Consider the following 19,655-nt stretch of genomic DNA (forward strand, 5'->3'; position numbering starts at 1 on the left):
TACTCACTTGGAACCATCATTTAAATTCGCGAGATACCAGCGCGCATCAAGGCTTCTGCAATCTGGAAGTCTTCTTCCCAGTCGATATCAAAGCCCTGGATCTTATCCAGCTTATATTTGAACGGATTTGTTCCAATCCTGTCCTTTCGTTCGCGATATACATTCACAGGAGCCACAAAGGCACCGCTATTCACTTCATAGAGTGGGGTCAACGTTTGAGTTCTGGGCCACTTTTCCACGCTGCGATCATAGTTCACCGGTCCCGCATCATCCCAAATAAAGCCGTGAAGTTCGGTAACCGTCATCAAAGAATCATACCCATTCTCAAGTTCGCGGAGATAGACCCTTAATAATTCATCGTACTGTCCGGCTCCAATAAAAGGCGATGTCACGTGAGTCCAGACCAGGTGCCCTTCGTCTACCTGAGAGCCTGCATACTCGATTAACTCATCTGTACTGGTACTGTTGGAGGCAAGTGACTCGTCGCGGGGCCTTACTTCAAGACGATCCGCCCCCAAAGAGGCTGCGAACTCCAGAATCTCCTCGTCATTAGTAGAGAGAATAACTCGATCGATCATCGTCGTGGATAGAAGCTGATCCAGTTTTATTTCCAGCAGCCCAAACGATTTGCCCGCAATTGTTCGGATATTTTTCCTCGGAACTCGTTCACTGCCTTTCCGACACGGCAAAAAACAGGTAATAGTCAATTTACTACCCCAAATACGTAGCAGTTTGGTAAAAGAGAAGTCACTGGGACCTTCCCCTTAGATTCTCCCTGGCTATTGCGCCATGCCCTTCCTGAAGACGCTTAATGTAATCGCGCTCATCGCTTGCCATAACTTCACAGAAACGCTCGTCACCATCAATAAGCCTTCGAGACCAAGCAAGCTTCGCCCAACGAAACTGCATTAAAGGGTCATGAGTTTTTGCAAAGGAATGCGAATAGTTAATTTCTTCCCCACCTGGTTGCGAATAGCCGCGGTATCGACCTGCAGTAAGCATTAAGTCGGTATTGAACACTTTGACGGTTGCAGGCGCAAACCTCAGTAAATCGAATATGGCATTAGGCCCGGCATTGAACTCACTGTCAAAAAGTAACCATTGAAGGTTCATCAGCACCCGTCCGGTGGTGGTATATCGGCCAAGGAGCCGATACCCTTTGCCTTTCACAAAAACAGGAAATGGTATATCAGAAATAAAGGCGGGGTTTGTTTTCCGGGCAATAAACTTTGCCTGTTGTAGATTGAAGTAGGAAATATCGACCCGACTTCCCTGCGTATCGGGATCCCGTCCCCCTGGGCCACCACGATAATTGAACTTCGCGACAAGATCGAATCCGTCGATTTCAGGACCATTGGGCGACCGGGTCGGTACAGGCCCCACCAGAGCAATGCTTGCACCCTGCGTGGCCTTCAGCACTTCAGCCTCAACAGGAAACTTGTCTGGCCGAAGGTATGCCAATGGCCTTTCGCTATCCAGCAACCGAAGCAACCAGTCAGCATGTTCCATAAGATCCGGATCATCCCCTTTTTGACGAAGGCCATTCAATACAGTGCGCGCCTCGTCAAAGGAGCCCCTTTCAATCAACACCGACATCGCATGCCGAAGGGTATCTATCGATGCATCATCGGCCTCTGCTTCGACCAATACAGCTAGTTCAGCCCGCTGCCGGAGCTCAATGCCAACCACAAAGAGCCCGGAAATCAAACAAATACGATACAACTCGAGCCAATCGCGATAACCCAACTCGCCAACCGACAACTCTCTGCACATCTTCAGCAGTATTGCTTCTTTAGCCACGTAACTCGCATCGTCGGCGGCCACTGCATCGGCGTACGCCGACCACCATGCGCGCCCAACCGTGATCAAGCGCTGGTTCCCGGTCCTTGCAAGAGCCCGCTCAATCCGCCCGAAATCAGCGTCAGAAAATCCTGTCTTGCAATGACTTATAACTCCCGTCAGCCCTTGAGCCAGAAGTGTAAGACGACGATCCCGACTCTGAAGCGATTTCCGCCTCAGCAGGTACCAAGTCTTATCAATCCATATCGACATCGCGGCTCCCGTTGAAACACTCCTGATCTTTCCTGTTCCTGACCGCAGACTCCTCTGCTCTGATCGCTCCCCAGATAAAGATGACCATGAATGCAAACATCATCACGCCGATGTTCCTCTCAAGCATACTCTGCGTCAGGTTCACAATTGCATGCAGCGCAACGAAAAAGCTGCCACCGAGCGCTAATGCCTGCACAGACGCAGATTCAGATCGTGCTCTCTGCAAGAACAGGATGAACGGAACAACCAATAGCATCAGATAGCAGGTAAGGCCAATCAAGCCATATCGTGCCATGACATCTACATATTGGTTATGCAGGTGTCGGAAATTTTCGACAGCAGGATGTATTCTCTGATCCGCAACAAGCTCAGCAATGACTGCATCAGTTCCACCAGGCCCAGAACCAATCAAGGGATTACGTATAAAAGCAGTCATCCCAGCCTTCCACATATCCAGTCGCAAACCGACTGAGGTCCCGTTACGACCTTCTTCGTAGTAATCAACAAACTCATCAACGGCTACTTGCGCCCTTTTCTCGACCATATCAACCTGCAAAAGTGCCGAGAAGCCAACGACCACGAGCGATAGCAGCACAAAGGAGATTAGCTTTTTCCTGAAAATCGGCTGCCAGAACACATAGACGGCGATAACTGCAATAAAAGGTACCGCAATCCACCCACTTCGGGTCCCCGAAACAAGCGAGGCGTACCCCCCCCCGACAACCCCGGCAAGAAAAAGTCCAATCCAGCAATAATGGTATTTCTGTTTTGCGGCCCAACCAACTCCGGTCAGTGAAAGCAAGGCAAGTGCCATCGCTCCATTTCCGTAATGAATCGGGTTATCGAAAGCTGAAACACGTGAAGCACCGATGAACTGAGCCTGGTAGAACGCATAAGCTCCTGCCGCCAATGAGCCTATCGCTGCAAGCGACAAAAACCCACGGGCGCTGAGCGGATACTTCAGGACAAATAAAAGGATCAGTACAGCAGCTATATAGCGGGTGGAAAGATCAAACTCTGAAACGTCTTCGCCATGGAAAATCAAAGGAACGGCTTGCCCCAAGAAATAGAGCAAAAATACACCTGCCAGCCACTGACTCTGGGTATCAATACCGCCCAGAATTTCCCTCCACCGACAGCCAAATAACGCCATCAACAGTAACAATGCCGGCCCAATAACATAGAAATCCGGAACGAGGACGTAGAAAACCAGGTAAGACGCTACAGCGAATCTGGAAATCCAAGCGAGCTTACAGTCCCATGAACCTGATAGTCTGGATATTCCTGTAGCGTTCATGTCAACCTGCAAACTAGTGTGGGTTTGGTTAATCAAACTTTCTTTCCCGCGCAATGTTCCGGCTGGCCCGCTTCGCTTCCAGCATTGTCTTCCAGCCCTGAACACTGGCCCAGAACGCGCCACGGTCCCACCCGGAGCCGGCTTCCACAAAAGCCACGTCAAGGTAGGCGGTCAAAAGGGCTTCAACCATTTCTTCGTCTGGCAACCGGGCCGCAACGTTGGCAAGGTTCGAGGTGGCAACACTTAGTGGAAGCATACCGGGATGAACACGAATGTCGTCTTCATCAACCATGGATAACTGGCTGTCTTCACCCATCAGGAAATTGGTGAGGTTGCCATCCGGCTGTTCAATGCCCCGCTTGTGAATCTCTGCCATGGTCCAGCCCAACAGACGAACAATCTCAATCTGCCTGGTGCGGGAAGGCTCATTCACCAACACGGCCCTTAGCGGGCGGTACCCCTCCAGAAATGCCGTTCCGAAGCCAAAACACTTCTCGGATGTAACCCAGCCGGCAAATACGATGGGCGGCACCGGAGCCCCTACCTGCCGGATCTTCTTCCCCTTTCGCAACGCCCGTATCCAGTGAATCAACCCGAAAAGCGGCTTCCGGTAGCACTTGATCGCTGCCGGTTGCCCATTCACCAGTCCCCGGTAGGTGATCCGGGTTCGGCGGGTATTGGAATGAAGCTCTTCTTCGAGTTCGACATTGGTCATGGAAGGATATCAGGCCTGGTCAGAAATAGGAGGATTACGGCTGGCGTTCGTAGGCCTGCAGCAAGCGTTGCCAAAGACTCTCTCTCTGGCCGGGGGGTATATCCAGGCATCGCTTACCAACGGAACGATGGAGGCGCTCCAGGTTTCGCTGCTTCCATGCCGCATCTGCTTCATTATCTTTCTCGGGCACCAGCCTGCAACGGTCAAAGTCGATCAGGTATATCTGGCTATCCGTAACAAGTATGTTGTCGCAATTCAGGTCAACGTGGTCGAGCCCGTTGTCGTGAAAACGACGAATCACCTGTCCTAACTGTTCCCAAAGCAACTCGTCGCCCAGGCGAGTGCTATCAGAAAATGTAACCGCACCCGGTATTCGCTTCACCAGTATAGCGGCACGATACCAGAACAGCCGGTATTTCCAGGCGATGGCTGCAACCGCCTCGGGCACAGGAAGATCAAGCGCCCGGAGCCGGCCCAGAATACGGAATTCCGCCAACGACCGTGCCCGGTCAAAACCGGCGTACAGATACGTTCTTTCCGCCAGCCTGGCCATCAGGCCGCCTCGCCGGTAATGGCGAAGCACCATGTCTACATGATCTGCATCGATAAACCAGGCACCACCACGTCCCCCGGATGTCACCGGCTTTGCCCGGTCTCCCCAGAAGTCGGGGGAAAACCAGGACTCCGTAACACCTTTATACTCCGGCGCTACCAGCAGTTGTGATTGTACGGAACCTGAATGTTCGCCCGTTGCCGCTGTCAAAAGATCGGTACCCTCGGCCCGGCAAACCATGGTTCCCGGGTAAAGACGTTAAAAGCCCAGTAGGCTAGAATGGCGCACAGTTTACCAACGAGCCCCGCCCGGCTCCACATCCGGCAGTTAAAGATTGGAAACGGACCGTAACTTGATCAACTCCATCTGCATCCTCCGCCTATCCGCCATTGGCGACGTTACCCACGTGATTCCCGTGGTGCTGAGCCTTCAGGAGCAGTTACCCGGCGTAAAAATCACCTGGGTGATTGGCAAGATCGAAGCCAAACTGATCGGCGATCTGCCAGGCGTCGAGTTTGTTATTTTTGACAAGAAAGCCGGGCGGAAGGGTTATGCGGACTTGCGCAACACCTTGAAAGACCGGAAATTTGATGCCCTGCTGCACATGCAGGTGGCATTCCGGGCCAACCTGGCAGCGGCGATGATTCCCGCCAGGGTGAAGGTTGGTTACGACAAGGCCCGCAGCAAGGACCTGCACAGCCTTTTTATCAACCGGCGGATTGCCCCGGCACCACAGCAGCATGTTCGGGACTGCCTGGCGAGCTTTCTGGAGCCCCTTGGGCTGGAACCGGCCGCACCAAAATGGGTCATCCCTCTTTCCCCGGAGGATCATGAGTTTGCCCATGAGCAACTGGCAACGGACCGGAAGAACCTGGTGATCAGTCCCTGTGCCAGTCATACCCTCCGCAACTGGCCGGCAGATCGTTATGCCCGGCTGGCGGATCATGCGGTTCGTGTCCATGGCATGAAGGTGATTCTGGTGGGTAGCCCGGCGCCTTTTGAGGCGGAATTCTGCGCAGCCATTGAAAGTGCCATGGAAGAGCCGGTTCACAATATCTGTGGCAAGGATACTCTGAAGCAGCTAACGGCCCTGCTCCACCATGCTGATCTCGCCGTGGCGCCGGATACGGGTCCGGCTCATATTGCCAGTGCGATGGGTACCGATGTGATCGGGATTTTTGCGGCCAGCAATCCGTATCGATCCGGGCCTTACAACTCGCTTGAGTGGTGCGTGAATCGTTATCCGGAAGCACTGAAGCAATTCACCGGCAAGACTGTGGATGAGGCTCGTTGGGGGGCCAAGGCTGAGTTTGAGGGGGCGATGGAATTGGTGACGGTGGAGGATGTTACCGGGATGCTGGATCGTTGGGTTGAGGTTCAGGAGTATAAGGGGAACCCGGCGACGAGGGTTTGAGTTCGGCGCCGGGTTGGGTTGTCGGATTACGGCCCTTTGGGCCTAATCCGACCTACGTTTGCAGGGCAATCAGTTGCGGGCGGTATAGTCCTGGTAAGACTTCTCCTCCACGAACCGAGACCCCAAAGCCAGGTTCACTTCTTTCTTGATGGCGGCGCGTTTGTCGTTGGTGACGTAGACGGCGCGAGCCAGTTCGATGAACCTGGGGCCGAAATCCTGGGCGGCTTCCTGGTCACGGATGTCGTCTTCAATTTCCCAGAGCGCTTCGTTCACTTCCTTGAGTTGCTTGCGCAATCCGGCAATCGCGGCCTGGTCCCGAACGGCTTCGTTCCAGGTGGCGTTGAGTTCGTCCAGTTCCAGGCGAACATTTTTAACCTTTTCCGGGTCCGCGATGCGTTCGGACTTGATCTCCAGAATGGTGATCTTGTCCAGTACTTCGCCAAAGGAAACCGGCACTTTGATAACGTCTGCCATTTGCTCTTCCTGCAGTCGTGTGTGTGAAAACCCTGTCAGCCTCTAACCGGTGTCAGCCAATTTGAGTGGGCTGCACTCTTGCCTTTCACGGCATCGAAGTACATGGCCTGCAGCTTCTCGGTAACAGGGCCACGCTTGCCTGCCCCGATAACACGGCCGTCCAGTTCGCGGATCGGTAGCACTTCGGCGGCGGTCCCGGTGAAGAAGGCTTCGTCGGCAATATAGACTTCATCCCGGGTGATGCGGCGCTCTTTCACCGGTATGTTCAGCTCCCTGGCGAAATCCAGGATAGTGGCCCGGGTGATGCCTTCCAGGCAGGAAGTCAGCTCCGGAGTGTGGAGAACGCCATCGCGCATGATAAAGATGTTCTCGCCGGAACCTTCAGCAACATAGCCTTCGTTGTCCAGTAGAAGGGCTTCTTCAGCGCCACCGGAAATAGCCTCGTTCAGGGCCAGCATGGAGTTGATGTAGTTGCCGTTGGCCTTCGCCTTACACATGGTGATGTTGACATGGTGGCGGGTGTAGGAGGAGGTGCGCACCTTGATACCCAGCTCTTTTGCCTCCGGCGACATGTAGGACGGCCAGCTCCAGGCAGCAACCATCACGTGAACCTTCAGGTTGTCGGCACGCAGGCCCATGCCTTCGGAACCCAGGAACACCATCGGGCGCAGGTAGGCTTCGTCCAGATTGTTCTCGCGAACAGCAGCACACTGGGCGGCATTGAGCTCATCCTTGCTGAACGGCATCTTCATATTCAGGATATGAGCGGAGCGGAACAGCCGGTTGGTGTGATCCTCAAGGCGGAAAATAGCCGGGCCATCGGCGGTGCTGTAGGCACGCACACCCTCAAAGCAGCCCAGACCATAGTGCAGGGTATGGGTCAGCACGTGGGTTTTGGCGTCCCGCCAGGGAACCATTTCGCCATCCATCCAGATGACGCCATCGCGATCAGCCATCGACATTGTTTCTGCTCCTAAAGCGCTCATTATCGGAAAACGGGCATTCTAGCAGGAAAAACCGGGCTTACGAAGAGGCGCAATCATCCTTCCGTCACCCCAGCATCACCCGGTTCCACATACTCTGGATGTAGTCACGTTCCTCGGGAAACGCATCCCCCGCCACCTGGCTGTTCAGATTCTGCAGGGCCCGGCGGTGAATGGTGGAGCGCAGCGTGATATAGGCCTCGCGCAGTTTTTCCGTATCTTCAACCGGAAGTACTCCGGCCCGCCCGAGCTCTTCCATCTGGCGAATATTGTCGGACCACTGGGTCAACTCCGGGTGTTCGGAGCACCAGGCCAGCATCAGGTACTGAACCATGAACTCGATATCAATGATGCCGCCAAAATCATGCTTGATGTGAAAAACCTCAGGCTCCTTGTCCTCGACCTGCGGCGTGCCCAAAGTTGTACGCATTTTCTCGCGCATGTTGACCACTTCTTCCCTCAGCTTGCCCCTGTCCCTTGGCTGGCAAAGGATATCGCTGCGCAGTTTTTCAAAAGCATGCAGCGTAGCCTCACACCCTGCCACGCCACGGGCCCGGGCCAGTGCCTGGTGCTCCCAGGTCCAGGCGTCGTTGCGCTGGTACTTCTCGAACGCAGTCAGGGTACTGACCAGCAACCCCGAATTACCGGACGGACGCAAACGCATATCCACTTCGTAAAGCTGCCCGGAAGGCGTCTGGGTATTGAGTATATGTACAATGCGCTGGCCCAGCCGGGTGTAAAACACGGCGTTGTCGATGGGCTTGTCACCGTCGGTTGATTGCTCTGGGTCCGCATCGTGGATGAAGACCAGGTCCAGGTCCGAGGTATAACCCAGCTCGATACCACCCAGCTTGCCATAACCGATGATGGCGAAATCGGTATCGCAGGCGGAACCATCCTTGCGCCGGGGATAGCCGTGGCGACTCACCAGATTGGCAAAGGCAACGTCCACCACATGATCCAGCACCACTTCCGCAATCCAGGTCAGGTAGTCGCTGACTTTCATCAGCGGCAGGGTTTCCCGGATTTCCGAGGCAGCTACCCGCAGGATATGGGCCTTCTTGAAGTGCCGCAGGGTTTCCATCTGCTCTTCAAGATCCTCAAAGGGAATCCTCAGCATCTGCTGGCGCAGGTCATCCTGGAGTTCGGTTTTTGCCGGCGGGCTATACAGGCTTTCCGCGTTCAGCAACTCATCCAGCAGCAACGGGGTTTCCGCCAGCTGGCTGGCAATCCAGGGGCTCTCGCTGCATAACCGCACCAGTTGCGTGCGCGCTCCCGGATTTTCCAGCAGCAACACCATGTAGGCTGTTCTGCGCAGGATGGCCTCCACCAGTTGCAGAACACGGGACAGGGTCTGGGACGGGCTGTCTACATGGGTGAGCGCTTCCAGCAACACCGGCATGAACTTGTTAAGCCGTTGCCGGCCCTGGGTCTGCAGCGTTTGCAGGGTTCGGGTTTCACGCAGGTCCTTCAGCGCTGAATAGCTGGCTTCCGGCTCTTCAAAACCGTGATCCCGCAGCCAGGCTGACGCGGCCTCTTCATCCATCTCACCCAGCCACAGCTCCTGCCAGCCTTCATCCAGCACGGTCGCTTCGTGCTCTTCATCGTCAATGGCAATAATGTCCGCAAAATGGGTTGCGACCCGCTCACGATGCCTGTCCAGCTCGGCCACGCAGGAGGCCCAGTCGTCAAACCCCATGATCAGGGCGACTCGTGCCCGCGCCAGGTCGTTGTCCGGCAGCAGTTGCGTCTGCTTGTCTTCCATACCCTGGAGTGCGTGCTCCAGATTGCGGAGGAATATGTAGGCCTGCTTCAGCTCTTTCACCACCGGTGATGGCAGAAGTTCCAGCTCCTCGAGCTCTTTCAGAATCACCAGCAGTTCCCGCTGCTGCAGTTCCCGGTCGCGGCCGCCACGGATCAGCTGAAAGGCCTGAACCACGAATTCAATCTCGCGGATGCCACCATTACCGAGCTTGATGTTGTTTTCCAGGCCTTTACGGCGGACTTCCCGGCTGATCATGGATTTCATGCTGCGCAGGGACTCAAACGCACTGAAATCAATGTATTTGCGATAGACAAAGGGCTTGAGGTTGTCCATCAACACCTGGCCGGCCTGCTGGTCACCGGCAACCACACGGGCCTTGACCATGGCGTATCGCTCCCAGTCCCGCCCCTGGTCCTGGTAATAGGTTTCCAGGGCGGCAAAACTCAGGGCCAGCGCACCACTCTGCCCGTACGGGCGCAGGCGCATGTCCACACGGAACACAAAACCGTCGGCGGTAATCTGGTCCAGCGCCTGGATCAGCCGCTGCCCCAGGCGGATGAAAAACTGCTGGTTATCAATGGACCGGCGCCCGCCACGGGTCTCACCCTTGCCCGGAAATGCAAAGATCAGATCAATGTCGGAGGACACATTGAGCTCGTGCCCGCCGAGCTTGCCCATACCCAGGACAATTAACGGCTGCGGCCCCTCTTCACCGGTGGCCGGGTTTACGCCCCACGGGGTACCGGACTGCTCACAGGTGTCATCATAGAGCCAGTCAAGGGCGCCCTGGATACAGGTGTCGGCAAAATCACTGGTGGCGGCCATGGTCTCTGCCAGATCCGACCAGCGCATCAGGTCCCGCCAGATTATCCGGAACTGGATTTCCATGCGGAAGCGCCTTAATGCAACGTGAAGGCTGCTTTCATCGGTCACCTCTGCGAGAAACTCCTGCCAACGCTGGCGCAGATAATCCGCAGAGGTCGGCTCGGTCAGCGGTCGGGACTTGCACAGGGCCGCAACCTGTTCAGGGCGGCGCTCCAGGGTTTGCCGCAGAAACAGGCTGCGAGCCATGGCCTGGGCCACATCTTCGTCGGTTGCCCCGCCAGAGGCGTGCAGATATTCCGGCACACCTTCCGGGAACACCGAGTGCCAGACGCCAGCGACATCATCCGCTAACGGCTCTGGTAGGGAGCGCCAAGGCTCGGACATAATGCAAACCCCTGTGTCTCTGTTATATTTCCCGTACTGTATAACGAACTCTCCCCCGACTGAACCATTGTAAGGACAACGATGCTGAGGAATCGCAGACCGCTGAACCCGGAGCATCAGCTCTCGCACTTGCCGATGTCCGGCATTATTCGGTCCCGCATCAAGCGTCTGTTTACCATTCTCGGGGGGCTGCTGATCGCCCAGGTTCTGGTTATCTGGGCAGCTGAGGACCTGACTCTGTTTGAATCAGCGTGGCTGACCATGACCACTCTAGTCACGGTGGGGTACGGTGATTTTGCACCGGAAACGGCCATCGGCAGAATAAGCACCGTTCTGGCCATGTTTATAGGTGCCATTACGCTGTTAACGCTTATTGTCAGTGACTATATTGAATTCCGGTTCTACCGCCGGGAACGCATCTTAACCGGACGCTGGATCTACCCAATGAAAGACCACATTGTCATCATCAACACTCCTCAGACCGGGGGGGAACAGTATTTTGCCCGCTTTGCCTCCCAGGTGCGCTCGGTTCCGGGCTATGAAACCGTACCCATCATGATACTGACCCGGCAGTTTCCAATGGGGCTGCCGCCGGAACTATCGGACAAAGGCCTGGTTCATTTTCATGGTTCCGGCAGCGATCCGGAGGCCCTGAAAGCCGTCCATGCCGGCAGTGCCAGGCACATCGTCGTTCTGGCTGCCGACGAAGCTGACCCGTCCTCCGACAGCCTGACCTTTGATATCGCCCATCGGCTGAGCGAGTCCAACCTGGGCCAGAAAGTCACGGTGGAATGTGTGCGGGATGAGAATCGTGACCGATTTACCGCAGTCGGGGTCCGCACTGTCATCAGGCCGGTGCGGACCTATCCGGAAATCATGGTGCGCTCGGTGGTGGCGCCGGGCTCGGAAAAAGTTCTGGAGGATCTGTTCAACTACCAGAACGACCACCCGCACCGTTACGAGATTGAACTGGACGACCTGACCTGGGCTGATATTGTCAGCGCGCTTATCCGCCATGGTATTGGTACGGCACTGGCCTATATCGATGAGAACGACGACGTGGTCTGCCACCCGCCTACCGACCAGGAAATTGAAGGCAAAGGGCTGATCGTGCTGGTAAAGTCCAGTGAAACGCCGGATGTGGGCGTAGTGGAAGAAGCCTTGGCCCGCTACCGCGAATTCATCAAAAAATGGCATGAGTTGCAGGACCAGGCCGCGGAGGAAGAGGCCATAGCAGCGAAAGCCGCAGACCAGTAATCGCCCAGATGCGCGGTATCAGCCTGCGGCAATGGCCAACTGAAGCTGCCCGAGCTCCTTGCCTGAAGCCAGGTCGCTGACTGCAATGCCTTGCGCAAGAGACCCGGTGACTTGCTGATAAAGTGATTCGACACCACGTTCGGCTGCCAGATGGCGAATTTCACCGAGGTCATCGTCATCGAGATGGACGGGCTGGCCGGTCAGCCAAGACACACTGAGCGAAAACAGGAAATCATTGACAGTCAGTTCCGACCCCGCCCCTGCACCCGCAATGGGTTGATAAAGCCCGGCCAGGAAATACCCCTGCTCTGCCTTGCTGACCAGATTCAGGAACACCGGTATTTCCTCCGCCAACCTTCGGGCCCAGGTAAGTAACGCTGAGGCATCACCGGCCTTGAGCTCGAATTCAATCTCGTTAAGCGGCCTGGACTGGCCACCGGCCTTGATCTCACCGGAATCGACCGCCACCTCGATCAGGCTTGCTCCCTGCTCGATCATTACCACCCGACGCTCAAAGTTGGTCTCGAACACAGGCTTCAGCTCGGCCAGGTTCACGCTCTGGCCCACCGGTGTGTCCGCAAGCAACCCCATCTTGAGCTTTGTTCCGATCAGGGGCCACTCCCATTCCTGGCGGCGATGCGCGCCGTCGACGAATTCGCCACGGGTTTTCAGGGTCTGGATGAACCTGTCGCCCATTTTGCGGATTCGCAGCGCTGTTTTCTGCCGGTTGAGGTCGCCCGCAGGCGTGTCGTAATAGGTATTGCCCAGTTGCAGGGTTTCCGATTCACGGGTGTTCGGCTGGCCCAATAACCAGGCCACTGCCCTGTCGAGATCCGGTTTCGCGACGCTGAGCTTGATTTCCAGTTCCTGGGCCATCGCCCCTCCTGACATGGGAATGTGGTATCAGCATACATAAAAAAACCGGCAGCCCGAAGGCTACCGGTTTTTCAACTACTGTGTGACTAGCTGGTTAGCTGATCAGAAGTAGTAAACAGCGCCGACAGAGGCGATGGAACGCTCGTCAGTAACAGCATCGTTACCCAGTGAGTCTTCATACTCATACACGTCGTCACCGCCGCCCAGGTAGCCTTCGAAGTAGACATACATGTGATCAGAGACGTTGTGAAGAGCTTGCAGAGTAATGGTGTCAGAATCGACATCACCCATGCTGGACTCATCATCAAACTGGGTCAGCTCGTAGGAGAGGGCGAACTGGTTTGCACCCAGGGTGTAGTAACCGATAACACCAAAAGTATCCGAGGAATCCTTACGCGTATGGAACTCACCAGTTACACGCAGGTTGTCTGCGTTGAAGCTACCGCGCAGGCCGTAAGTATTTTCGTTGTTGCCATCGCTGGTGTCGTTGGAGTCAACGGCTGCAGCCAGCTCCAGAGCGTCCATCTCGTAAACAGCAGCCAGCTGGTACGGATAGGATTTGTCGTCGCCACCCTTGGTGTCGTCGTCACCGTTGAACTGAACAGCAGCCCACAGGCTCAGGCCGCCGAAAGACGGAGACATGTACTGGATCAGATCGCCTTCGCCGGTGGTGTAGTCAACGCCCTGATTCAGCGTAGCCACTTCGTAGTGCTCGGAAATTTCGGTAACAGCACGCTCGTAAGTGGAGTCGTCAGAGCCAATCCAGATCTGGCCAAAGCTGTCGCCCTTGGCACCGATGTAGGCTTCGTCCAGCGCATCGATACCGTTGCTTCCAGCCTTGTCGTCGGCATTGATGCCTTCAAGCTCAACCTTGAAGAAACCGGTGATGCCCGGAGCGATTTCGTGGTCGTGGGACACACCCAGAGTAGAGCCATTGTCGAAATGCTCTACAGAAGAGGGGCCGCCGTCAAAGTTGTCGTGGGCGATGGCATATTGGATGTTGCCGTATACAGTCGGCATGTTGCTTTCTTGTGCCAGCGCGCTGCCAGAGAAGGTTGCGGCTGCAATAGCAGATGCGATGAGCGTCTTTTTCATGTTGCGTCTTCCTTTATTGAGTTAACTCAGGTTTTTCGTGACGGGTTAGATTCCCGTTCTTCAGACTTCACCAGTCGGGCTGGTTGAGCCCTATTCTGTGTACTTGTTATGTCAGTTTTATGACACAACATTAACAATTCGTTTTTCTTTTTCTTCCAGAGACCGAACAGGGTCTTTGCACGTCAATCACTTACGGCTTGAACTTAAAGCTTTGAGTGATGAACCTGTTTTAATACAATGAACACACTTTTGCAAATTTTTAATCGCACATTTTTAGCTCGTTTCGACGTAACAAACCTCGCGATTATGCGTGCAATCCATGTGCGCACTCAAAACGACTACCTTTCAAAACCAGGGCCACAATACACTTAAGCCCTTATTTTCAATATCTTATATATCAACTGATGCGATAAAATACCAGGCAACACCGTTACACTGCAGGCAGGCCGCACCAGTGCAGGACACGCATCGGATACGCGCGCCAGATCAGTGCATCTACCTACCCGGGCCGGATTCACCTCCCAACCTCCAGCAGAAACGTTACTGGCCCGTCATTTACCAGAGCCACTTTCATGTCGGCACCGAACTGCCCCCGGCCAACGGATTCTTTGCCCAGGTATTGCTCCGACTCCGCCACAAACTCCCGAAACAGAGATTCCGCCTGCTCTGGTGGTGCGGCAACAGAAAATCCGGGGCGAGTGCCCGAGCGGGTATCAGCAGCGAGGGTAAACTGGGGAACAACGAGGAGAGAGCCGCCTGTATCAAGCAGGCTGCGATTCATCCGTCCCTGGTCATCGGGAAACACCCGGTAGTTGATCACTTTACGACAGAGCGTTTTCGCCGTTGCCAGGTCATCGGCTTTTTCAATACCAAGCAACAGCAAAAGCCCCGTTTTGATCTCGGCGACAGTCGTGTTATCAACAGTAACGCTGGCGTGAGTGACGCGTTGTATCAGCCCTTTCATTGAGCTCCCTGCGGAAGGACCTAAAAGTTCCGGGGGAGTTTATCCACGCAGCAAGCTGGCCGCAACCCCACTCCGGGGGTATTTTTTGGCGGCTTGAGAGGTAGTTAACCCGCATCGCCCTCAAGCTTTGCCACCACCTCATCAACGCCGCGCATCAACGCATCGATAATCGCCGGCTCGGAGGCAGAATGCCCGGCGTCCCGAATGATTCGCAAATCCGCTCCCGGCCAGACCTCGCTGAGGGCAAGGGCATTATCCAGAGGGCACACCATGTCGTAACGGCCATGGACGATGATTCCGGGAATGTTTTTCAGGGAACCGGCATCGCGAATGATCTGATTGTCCTCAAGAAAGGCGTTGTTCATAAAGTAGTGGCATTCAATACGGGCCAGCGCAATGGCCACATGAGGGTGGCCGAAATGTTCAACGACCCGGGGATTCGGATGCAGGGTGGCGCAACGCCCCTCCCATATCGACCAGGCTTTGGCAGCCTGGATCTGTTCCAGCTCATTGGTGCTGGTAAGGCGGCGATAGTAGGCAGAGACAAGATCGTCCCGCTCGTTTTCAGGAATGGGGGCGAGAAAATCCTGCCAGTAATCAGGAAAAACACGGTTGGCGCCTTCCTGGTAAAACCAGTGAATATCCCTGGGACGGCACAGGAATATGCCCCGGAGAACCAGTCCAAGCACCCTGTCCGGATGGGCCTGGGTATAAACCAGGCTCAGGGTTGACCCCCAGCTGCCCCCGAACAGAATCCACTGGCTGACACCCAGGAAAGTGCGGACTGTTTCCATGTCCTCCACCAGTTTTTGCGTGGTGTTGCCGTCGAGCTCAGCCAGAGGGGTTGAGCGGCCGGCGCCGCGCTGGTCCACGAGAATAATCCGGTAACGTTCGGCATCAAAAAACCGACGGTAATAGTCCTCGCATCCGCCTCCGGGGCCACCATGAACAACGAGAACAGGGATGCCATCGGGATTGCCGCTCTCCTCCACATAGAGCTCGTGAGGAGAATCCACTGCAAGGCGGTGCTGGGCATTCGGCTTGATGTCGGGATACAGGGTGAGCATAAAACCGCTCCGGAAAAGGGATGTAACCGGAGTTTAGCTGAAGTCAACGAAAAAGGGACAGATCACGTCTGCCCCTTTTCCGCTGAAGCGATGAAGCTTACTTCTTGTGGGCGCGCTTGCGCTCGTTTTCAGTAAGCAGCTTCTTGCGCAGACGGATGGACTTGGGGGTCACTTCCACCAGTTCGTCCTCATCAATAAACTCCAGCGCCTGCTCAAGAGTGAACTTGATGGGAGGCACCAGGCCGATGACTTCTTCCTTTCCGGAAGCACGCATGTTGTCCAGCTTCTTGCCCTTGGTGGGGTTGACCACCAGGTCGTTATCACGGCTGTGAATGCCGCACAGCTGGCCTTCATACACTTCCTGCCCCGGATCCAGGAACAGCTTGCCCCGGCTCTGCAGGGTTTCCAGAGAGTACGTCAGGGCCGTACCGGTTGCCATCGATACCAGAACTCCGTTCTGTCGGCTGGTCATGTCACCACTCTTGATCGGGCCGTAATGGCTGAAGGTGGACGTCAGGATGCCCGAGCCGGATGTCATGGTCAGGAACGCGTTACGGAAACCAATCAGGCCCCGGGCCGGAATGGTGTACTCCAGGCGCATACGCCCTTTTCCGTCTGGCACCATATTGGTCAGGTCGCCCTTACGCAGGCCCATCTGATCCATCAGGGCACCCTGATGCTGTTCCTCGATGTCGATGATGACGTTTTCGTAGGGCTCCTGCTTCACGCCGTCAATTTCCCGGATAACCACTTCCGGACGACCCACAGCCAGCTCGAAGTTCTCCCGGCGCATGTTCTCGATCAGTACCGACAGGTGCAGCTCACCACGGCCGGATACCTTGAACTTGTCCGCTGATTCGCCTTCTTCAACCCGCAGGGCAACGTTGTGAAGCAGCTCTTTCTCCAGCCGCTCCTTGATGTTGCGACTGGTGACAAACTTGCCTTCCTTGCCACAGAACGGTGAGTCATTTACCTGGAAGGTCATGGAAACCGTCGGCTCGTCCACCGTCAGCGGGGGCAGCGCTTCCACGTTGGCCTGGTCGCACAGGGTGTCGGAGATGAACAACTCATCCATCCCGCTCACACAGATGATGTCACCCGCCTGGGCTTCGTCAACTTCCACCCGCTGCAGGCCGGAGTGGCCCATGATCTTGAGGATGCGGCCCTGGCGCTTCTTGCCGTCGGCACCAATAGCAGTCACCGGGGAGTTGGTCTTGATCTTGCCGCGTCTGATGCGGCCGATGCCGATAACACCCAGGAAGCTGTTGTAGTCCAGCTGGGAAATCTGCATCTGGAACGGGCCTTCGCGATCGACATTCGGTGCCGGCACGTGGTCCACGATGGCCTGGAAAACCGCATCCATATTGTCGTCCAGCTTTTCGTGATCCATCCCGGCGATACCGTTCAGGGCACTGGCGTAAACAATCGGAAAATCCAGCTGCTCATCGCTGGCACCCAGGTTATCGAACAGGTCAAACACCTGGTCGACTACCCAGTCCGGGCGCGCACCGGGACGGTCAATCTTGTTCACCACCACAATGGGGTGCAGGCCGGCATCGAAGGCCTTCTGGGTGACGAACCGGGTCTGCGGCATGGGGCCATCGATGGAATCAACCACCAGCAGCACGCAGTCAACCATGCTCATGACCCGTTCAACCTCGCCACCGAAATCGGCGTGCCCCGGGGTGTCAACGATGTTGATGTCGTAGTCGTGCCATTTCAGTGCGGTATTCTTGGCCAGGATGGTGATGCCCCGTTCCTTTTCCTGGTCATTGGAATCCATGACGCGCTCGCTTTCGAGCTCTTTGCGATCCAGTGTGCCGGACTGGCGCAACAGCTGGTCCACGAGTGTGGTCTTGCCATGATCAACGTGGGCGATGATGGCGATATTACGAAGTTTATCAATCACAACTATAATCCTGCAGAATGCACTGAAATGACCTGGCGGTATTCGCCGGGCGAAAATAAAGTGGCGCGAAGTATATAGTAAAGTCCTTTTCGTTTATATGAAGAAAAACGCCTACGGGAGCGCTTTGCCCTAACGCACCAAATTAATGCATTTTTTCTGCACACGCACCGTTTTAATGCACCACAACAGGGCGAAACAGGCGGCGTTATGGCTGCAATCGCGCCAAAACAGCCCGAAAACCCCGTTATTGCGCCCTTGTGGAGCATGCAAAGAAAACTGGCAAGGCTATTGCTTTATCTCAGACAGCCGAATTTGCAGGTAAGTGGCAACAGCTTTTGTTAAGCTGCCCAACCTGAAAGAAAGATCGGGTGTCAGCACCGCTGAACGATCCGGCAATAATGTACACAGAAATCGCCCGCGCAGCGGGATAACTGACGGAGCATGCATAATGTCCAAGACGATTGATCTGATCAAAGAACACGAAGTCAAATGGGTCGACCTGCGATTCACTGACAGCCGCGGTAAAGAGCAGCACGTTACCCTGCCTACGTCCGAAATCGACGACGACTTCTTCGCTGACGGCAAGATGTTCGACGGCTCATCAATTGCAGGCTGGAAGGGCATCAACGAATCCGACATGATCCTGATGCCGGATGACTCCACATCCGTTCTGGACCCGTTCACCGAAGAAACGACTGTTAACATCACCTGCGACATCGTTGAGCCTTCAACCATGCAGGGTTACGAGCGTGATCCCCGCTCTGTTGCCCGTCGCGCAGAAGAGTACCTGAAGTCCACCGGCATCGCCGATGGCGCGCTGTTCGGTCCTGAGCCGGAATTCTTTGTATTCGATTCCGCCAAGTGGAAGATCGACATGCAGGGCGCGATGTACGAGCTGTACTCCGAAGAAGCCGCCTGGGTATCCGGCGAAGACTTCGAGCGCAACAACATCGGTCACCGTCCAGGCGTAAAAGGCGGCTACTTCCCGGTGCCCCCGGTTGACAGCCTGCATGACCTGCGTGGCGCCATGTGTGCTGCCATGGAGTCCATGGGCCTGGAAATCGAAGTACACCACCACGAAGTGGGTACTGCCGGCCAGTGCGAAATCGGTGTTGGCGCCAACACCCTGACCCGCAAGGCCGATGAAGTCCAGATCCTCAAGTACTGTGTCCACAACGTAGCCCACGCCTACGGCAAGACAGCTACTTTCATGCCCAAGCCGGTTGTAGGTGACAACGGCTCCGGTATGCACGTGCACATGTCCCTGAACAAGGACGGCAAGAACCTGTTTGCAGGCGACGGCTATGCCGGCCTGAGCGAGATGGCCATTCACTATATTGGCGGCATCATCAAGCACGCCAAGACCATCAACGCGTTCACCAACTCGTCCACCAACAGCTACAAGCGTCTGGTTCCGGGCTTCGAAGCACCGGTCATGCTGGCCTACTCGGCCCGTAACCGCTCTGCCTCGATCCGTATCCCTTACGTGAACAGCCCCAAGGCACGTCGTATTGAGGTTCGTTTCCCTGATCCGTCCGCCAACCCGTACCTGGCGTTCGCAGCGCTGATGATGGCTGGCCTGGACGGCATCCAGAACAAGATCCACCCTGGCGATGCCATGGACAAGGATCTGTACGACCTGCCAAAGGAAGAAGCCCTGAACATTCCGACTGTTGCAGAGACTTTCCAGGAAGCCCTGGATTGCCTGGAAGCAGACCACGAGTTCCTGACCCGTGGCGGCGTGTTCACCGAAGACATGATTGCCGGTTACATTGACCTGAAGCGCGGAGAAGTCGAGCGCCTGAACATGACCACACACCCGGTTGAGTTCGAGCTGTACTACTCTTGCTAAGTATGGTCTGCCAGGTCACCTCAGGGTGACTGCAGCCAGAGAAGCCCTGCCTCCGCGCAGGGCTTTTTTGTGGCGCAAATCACGCCACCGCCTCCCCCTTAACGGAATGTAACCAAGCACGGCGGGAATGGCGTTGAAATACACAGGTCTGACGCAGATAATCGGATAAAACA

At 55.5% G+C, this 19,655-nt stretch carries 16 protein-coding genes; 3 read left to right on the forward strand and 13 right to left on the reverse strand.

Going from position 1 to position 19,655, the window contains the following annotated elements; translation table 11 throughout:
• Positions 1–20: 20 nt before the first annotated feature.
• The 5 genes from HLUCCO03_RS03555 to HLUCCO03_RS03575 form a co-directional block, all read right to left on the reverse strand.
• Positions 21–707 (reverse strand): acylneuraminate cytidylyltransferase family protein, encoded by a 687-nt coding sequence (locus HLUCCO03_RS03555; RefSeq protein ID WP_027830932.1) that lies wholly within the window; start codon positions 705–707, stop codon positions 21–23.
• Between the two features lie 40 nt (positions 708–747).
• Entirely contained in the window at positions 748–1,869 is a 1,122-nt protein-coding gene (locus HLUCCO03_RS03560; protein ID WP_155939878.1) for a hypothetical protein, read from the reverse strand.
• Between the two features lie 166 nt (positions 1,870–2,035).
• Positions 2,036–3,385 carry an O-antigen ligase gene (locus tag HLUCCO03_RS03565; protein ID WP_027830930.1) on the reverse strand — a complete coding sequence of 450 codons (1,350 nt, stop codon included), beginning with the start codon at positions 3,383–3,385 and terminating at the stop codon, positions 2,036–2,038.
• The gene (locus HLUCCO03_RS03570; protein ID WP_027830929.1) at positions 3,378–4,064 is read right to left on the reverse strand and encodes a hypothetical protein; all 687 of its coding nucleotides are present in this window, start codon (positions 4,062–4,064) and stop codon (positions 3,378–3,380) included. Before HLUCCO03_RS03570 ends, HLUCCO03_RS03565 begins: the two co-directional genes overlap by 8 nt.
• Positions 4,065–4,098: 34 nt before the next feature.
• The gene (locus HLUCCO03_RS03575; RefSeq protein ID WP_027830928.1) at positions 4,099–4,827 is read right to left on the reverse strand and encodes a 3-deoxy-D-manno-octulosonic acid kinase; all 729 of its coding nucleotides are present in this window, start codon (positions 4,825–4,827) and stop codon (positions 4,099–4,101) included.
• A 145-nt stretch (positions 4,828–4,972) separates the two neighbouring features.
• Here HLUCCO03_RS03575 and HLUCCO03_RS03580 point away from each other — a divergent pair, with 145 nt between their 5' ends.
• Positions 4,973–6,031: a glycosyltransferase family 9 protein gene (locus tag HLUCCO03_RS03580; protein WP_036197912.1), complete on the forward strand. Its 1,059-nt coding sequence runs from the start codon at positions 4,973–4,975 to the stop codon at positions 6,029–6,031.
• 69 nt (positions 6,032–6,100) lie between these two features.
• Here HLUCCO03_RS03580 and HLUCCO03_RS03585 read toward each other — a convergent pair whose 3' ends face one another.
• The 3 genes from HLUCCO03_RS03585 to glnE all read right to left on the reverse strand — a co-directional run bounded on the left by HLUCCO03_RS03585 (position 6,101) and on the right by glnE (position 10,462).
• Positions 6,101–6,505 (reverse strand): DUF6165 family protein, encoded by a 405-nt coding sequence (locus tag HLUCCO03_RS03585; RefSeq protein ID WP_027830926.1) that lies wholly within the window; start codon positions 6,503–6,505, stop codon positions 6,101–6,103.
• 35 nt (positions 6,506–6,540) lie between these two features.
• A complete protein-coding gene (locus HLUCCO03_RS03590) occupies positions 6,541–7,467 on the reverse strand; it encodes a branched-chain amino acid transaminase (RefSeq protein ID WP_027830925.1) in 927 nt (308 codons plus the stop codon).
• 88 nt (positions 7,468–7,555) lie between these two features.
• Positions 7,556–10,462, reverse strand: coding sequence for a bifunctional [glutamate--ammonia ligase]-adenylyl-L-tyrosine phosphorylase/[glutamate--ammonia-ligase] adenylyltransferase (glnE, locus tag HLUCCO03_RS03595; RefSeq protein ID WP_027830924.1), 2,907 nt, complete (start codon positions 10,460–10,462; stop codon positions 7,556–7,558).
• 81 nt (positions 10,463–10,543) lie between these two features.
• Between glnE and HLUCCO03_RS03600 the strand changes: the two genes are divergently transcribed.
• Positions 10,544–11,719 carry a potassium channel family protein gene (locus HLUCCO03_RS03600; RefSeq protein ID WP_027830923.1) on the forward strand — a complete coding sequence of 392 codons (1,176 nt, stop codon included), beginning with the start codon at positions 10,544–10,546 and terminating at the stop codon, positions 11,717–11,719.
• Positions 11,720–11,737: 18 nt separating this feature from the next.
• Here the strand turns inward: HLUCCO03_RS03600 and HLUCCO03_RS03605 are convergent, their stop codons facing one another.
• The 5 genes from HLUCCO03_RS03605 to typA form a co-directional block, all read right to left on the reverse strand.
• Positions 11,738–12,595, reverse strand: coding sequence for a CYTH domain-containing protein (locus HLUCCO03_RS03605; protein ID WP_027830922.1), 858 nt, complete (start codon positions 12,593–12,595; stop codon positions 11,738–11,740).
• A 102-nt stretch (positions 12,596–12,697) separates the two neighbouring features.
• Positions 12,698–13,690 (reverse strand): porin, encoded by a 993-nt coding sequence (locus HLUCCO03_RS03610; protein WP_027830921.1) that lies wholly within the window; start codon positions 13,688–13,690, stop codon positions 12,698–12,700.
• Positions 13,691–14,204: 514 nt separating this feature from the next.
• Positions 14,205–14,654 (reverse strand): D-aminoacyl-tRNA deacylase, encoded by a 450-nt coding sequence (dtd, locus tag HLUCCO03_RS03615; RefSeq protein ID WP_027830920.1) that lies wholly within the window; start codon positions 14,652–14,654, stop codon positions 14,205–14,207.
• A 104-nt stretch (positions 14,655–14,758) separates the two neighbouring features.
• Complete coding sequence (gene pip, locus HLUCCO03_RS03620) at positions 14,759–15,721, reverse strand: prolyl aminopeptidase (RefSeq protein WP_027830919.1); 963 nt, start codon at positions 15,719–15,721, stop codon at positions 14,759–14,761.
• Between the two features lie 97 nt (positions 15,722–15,818).
• Complete coding sequence (typA, locus tag HLUCCO03_RS03625) at positions 15,819–17,630, reverse strand: translational GTPase TypA (protein WP_027830918.1); 1,812 nt, start codon at positions 17,628–17,630, stop codon at positions 15,819–15,821.
• A 448-nt stretch (positions 17,631–18,078) separates the two neighbouring features.
• Between typA and glnA the strand changes: the two genes are divergently transcribed.
• Positions 18,079–19,482, forward strand: coding sequence for a glutamate--ammonia ligase (gene glnA, locus HLUCCO03_RS03630; RefSeq protein ID WP_027830917.1), 1,404 nt, complete (start codon positions 18,079–18,081; stop codon positions 19,480–19,482).
• Positions 19,483–19,655: the final 173 nt, after the last annotated feature.

This window comes from Marinobacter sp. HL-58, from assembly GCF_001314605.1.
Lineage (GTDB): Bacteria > Pseudomonadota > Gammaproteobacteria > Pseudomonadales > Oleiphilaceae > Marinobacter.

Bases quoted from the DNA above. Each gene is read 5' to 3' on its own strand.
- HLUCCO03_RS03600 (WP_027830923.1), top strand. From the start codon at position 10,544: ATGCTGAGGAATCGCAGACCGCTGAACCCGGAGCATCAGCTCTCGCAC.
- dtd (WP_027830920.1), bottom strand. From the start codon at position 14,654: ATGAAAGGGCTGATACAACGCGTCACTCACGCCAGCGTTACTGTTGAT.
- HLUCCO03_RS03570 (WP_027830929.1), bottom strand. From the start codon at position 4,064: ATGACCAATGTCGAACTCGAAGAAGAGCTTCATTCCAATACCCGCCGA.
- HLUCCO03_RS03610 (WP_027830921.1), bottom strand. From the start codon at position 13,690: ATGAAAAAGACGCTCATCGCATCTGCTATTGCAGCCGCAACCTTCTCT.
- HLUCCO03_RS03590 (WP_027830925.1), bottom strand. From the start codon at position 7,467: ATGTCGATGGCTGATCGCGATGGCGTCATCTGGATGGATGGCGAAATG.
- glnE (WP_027830924.1), bottom strand. From the start codon at position 10,462: ATGTCCGAGCCTTGGCGCTCCCTACCAGAGCCGTTAGCGGATGATGTC.
- pip (WP_027830919.1), bottom strand. From the start codon at position 15,721: ATGCTCACCCTGTATCCCGACATCAAGCCGAATGCCCAGCACCGCCTT.
- HLUCCO03_RS03605 (WP_027830922.1), bottom strand. From the start codon at position 12,595: ATGGCCCAGGAACTGGAAATCAAGCTCAGCGTCGCGAAACCGGATCTC.
- HLUCCO03_RS03585 (WP_027830926.1), bottom strand. From the start codon at position 6,505: ATGGCAGACGTTATCAAAGTGCCGGTTTCCTTTGGCGAAGTACTGGAC.
- glnA (WP_027830917.1), top strand. From the start codon at position 18,079: ATGTCCAAGACGATTGATCTGATCAAAGAACACGAAGTCAAATGGGTC.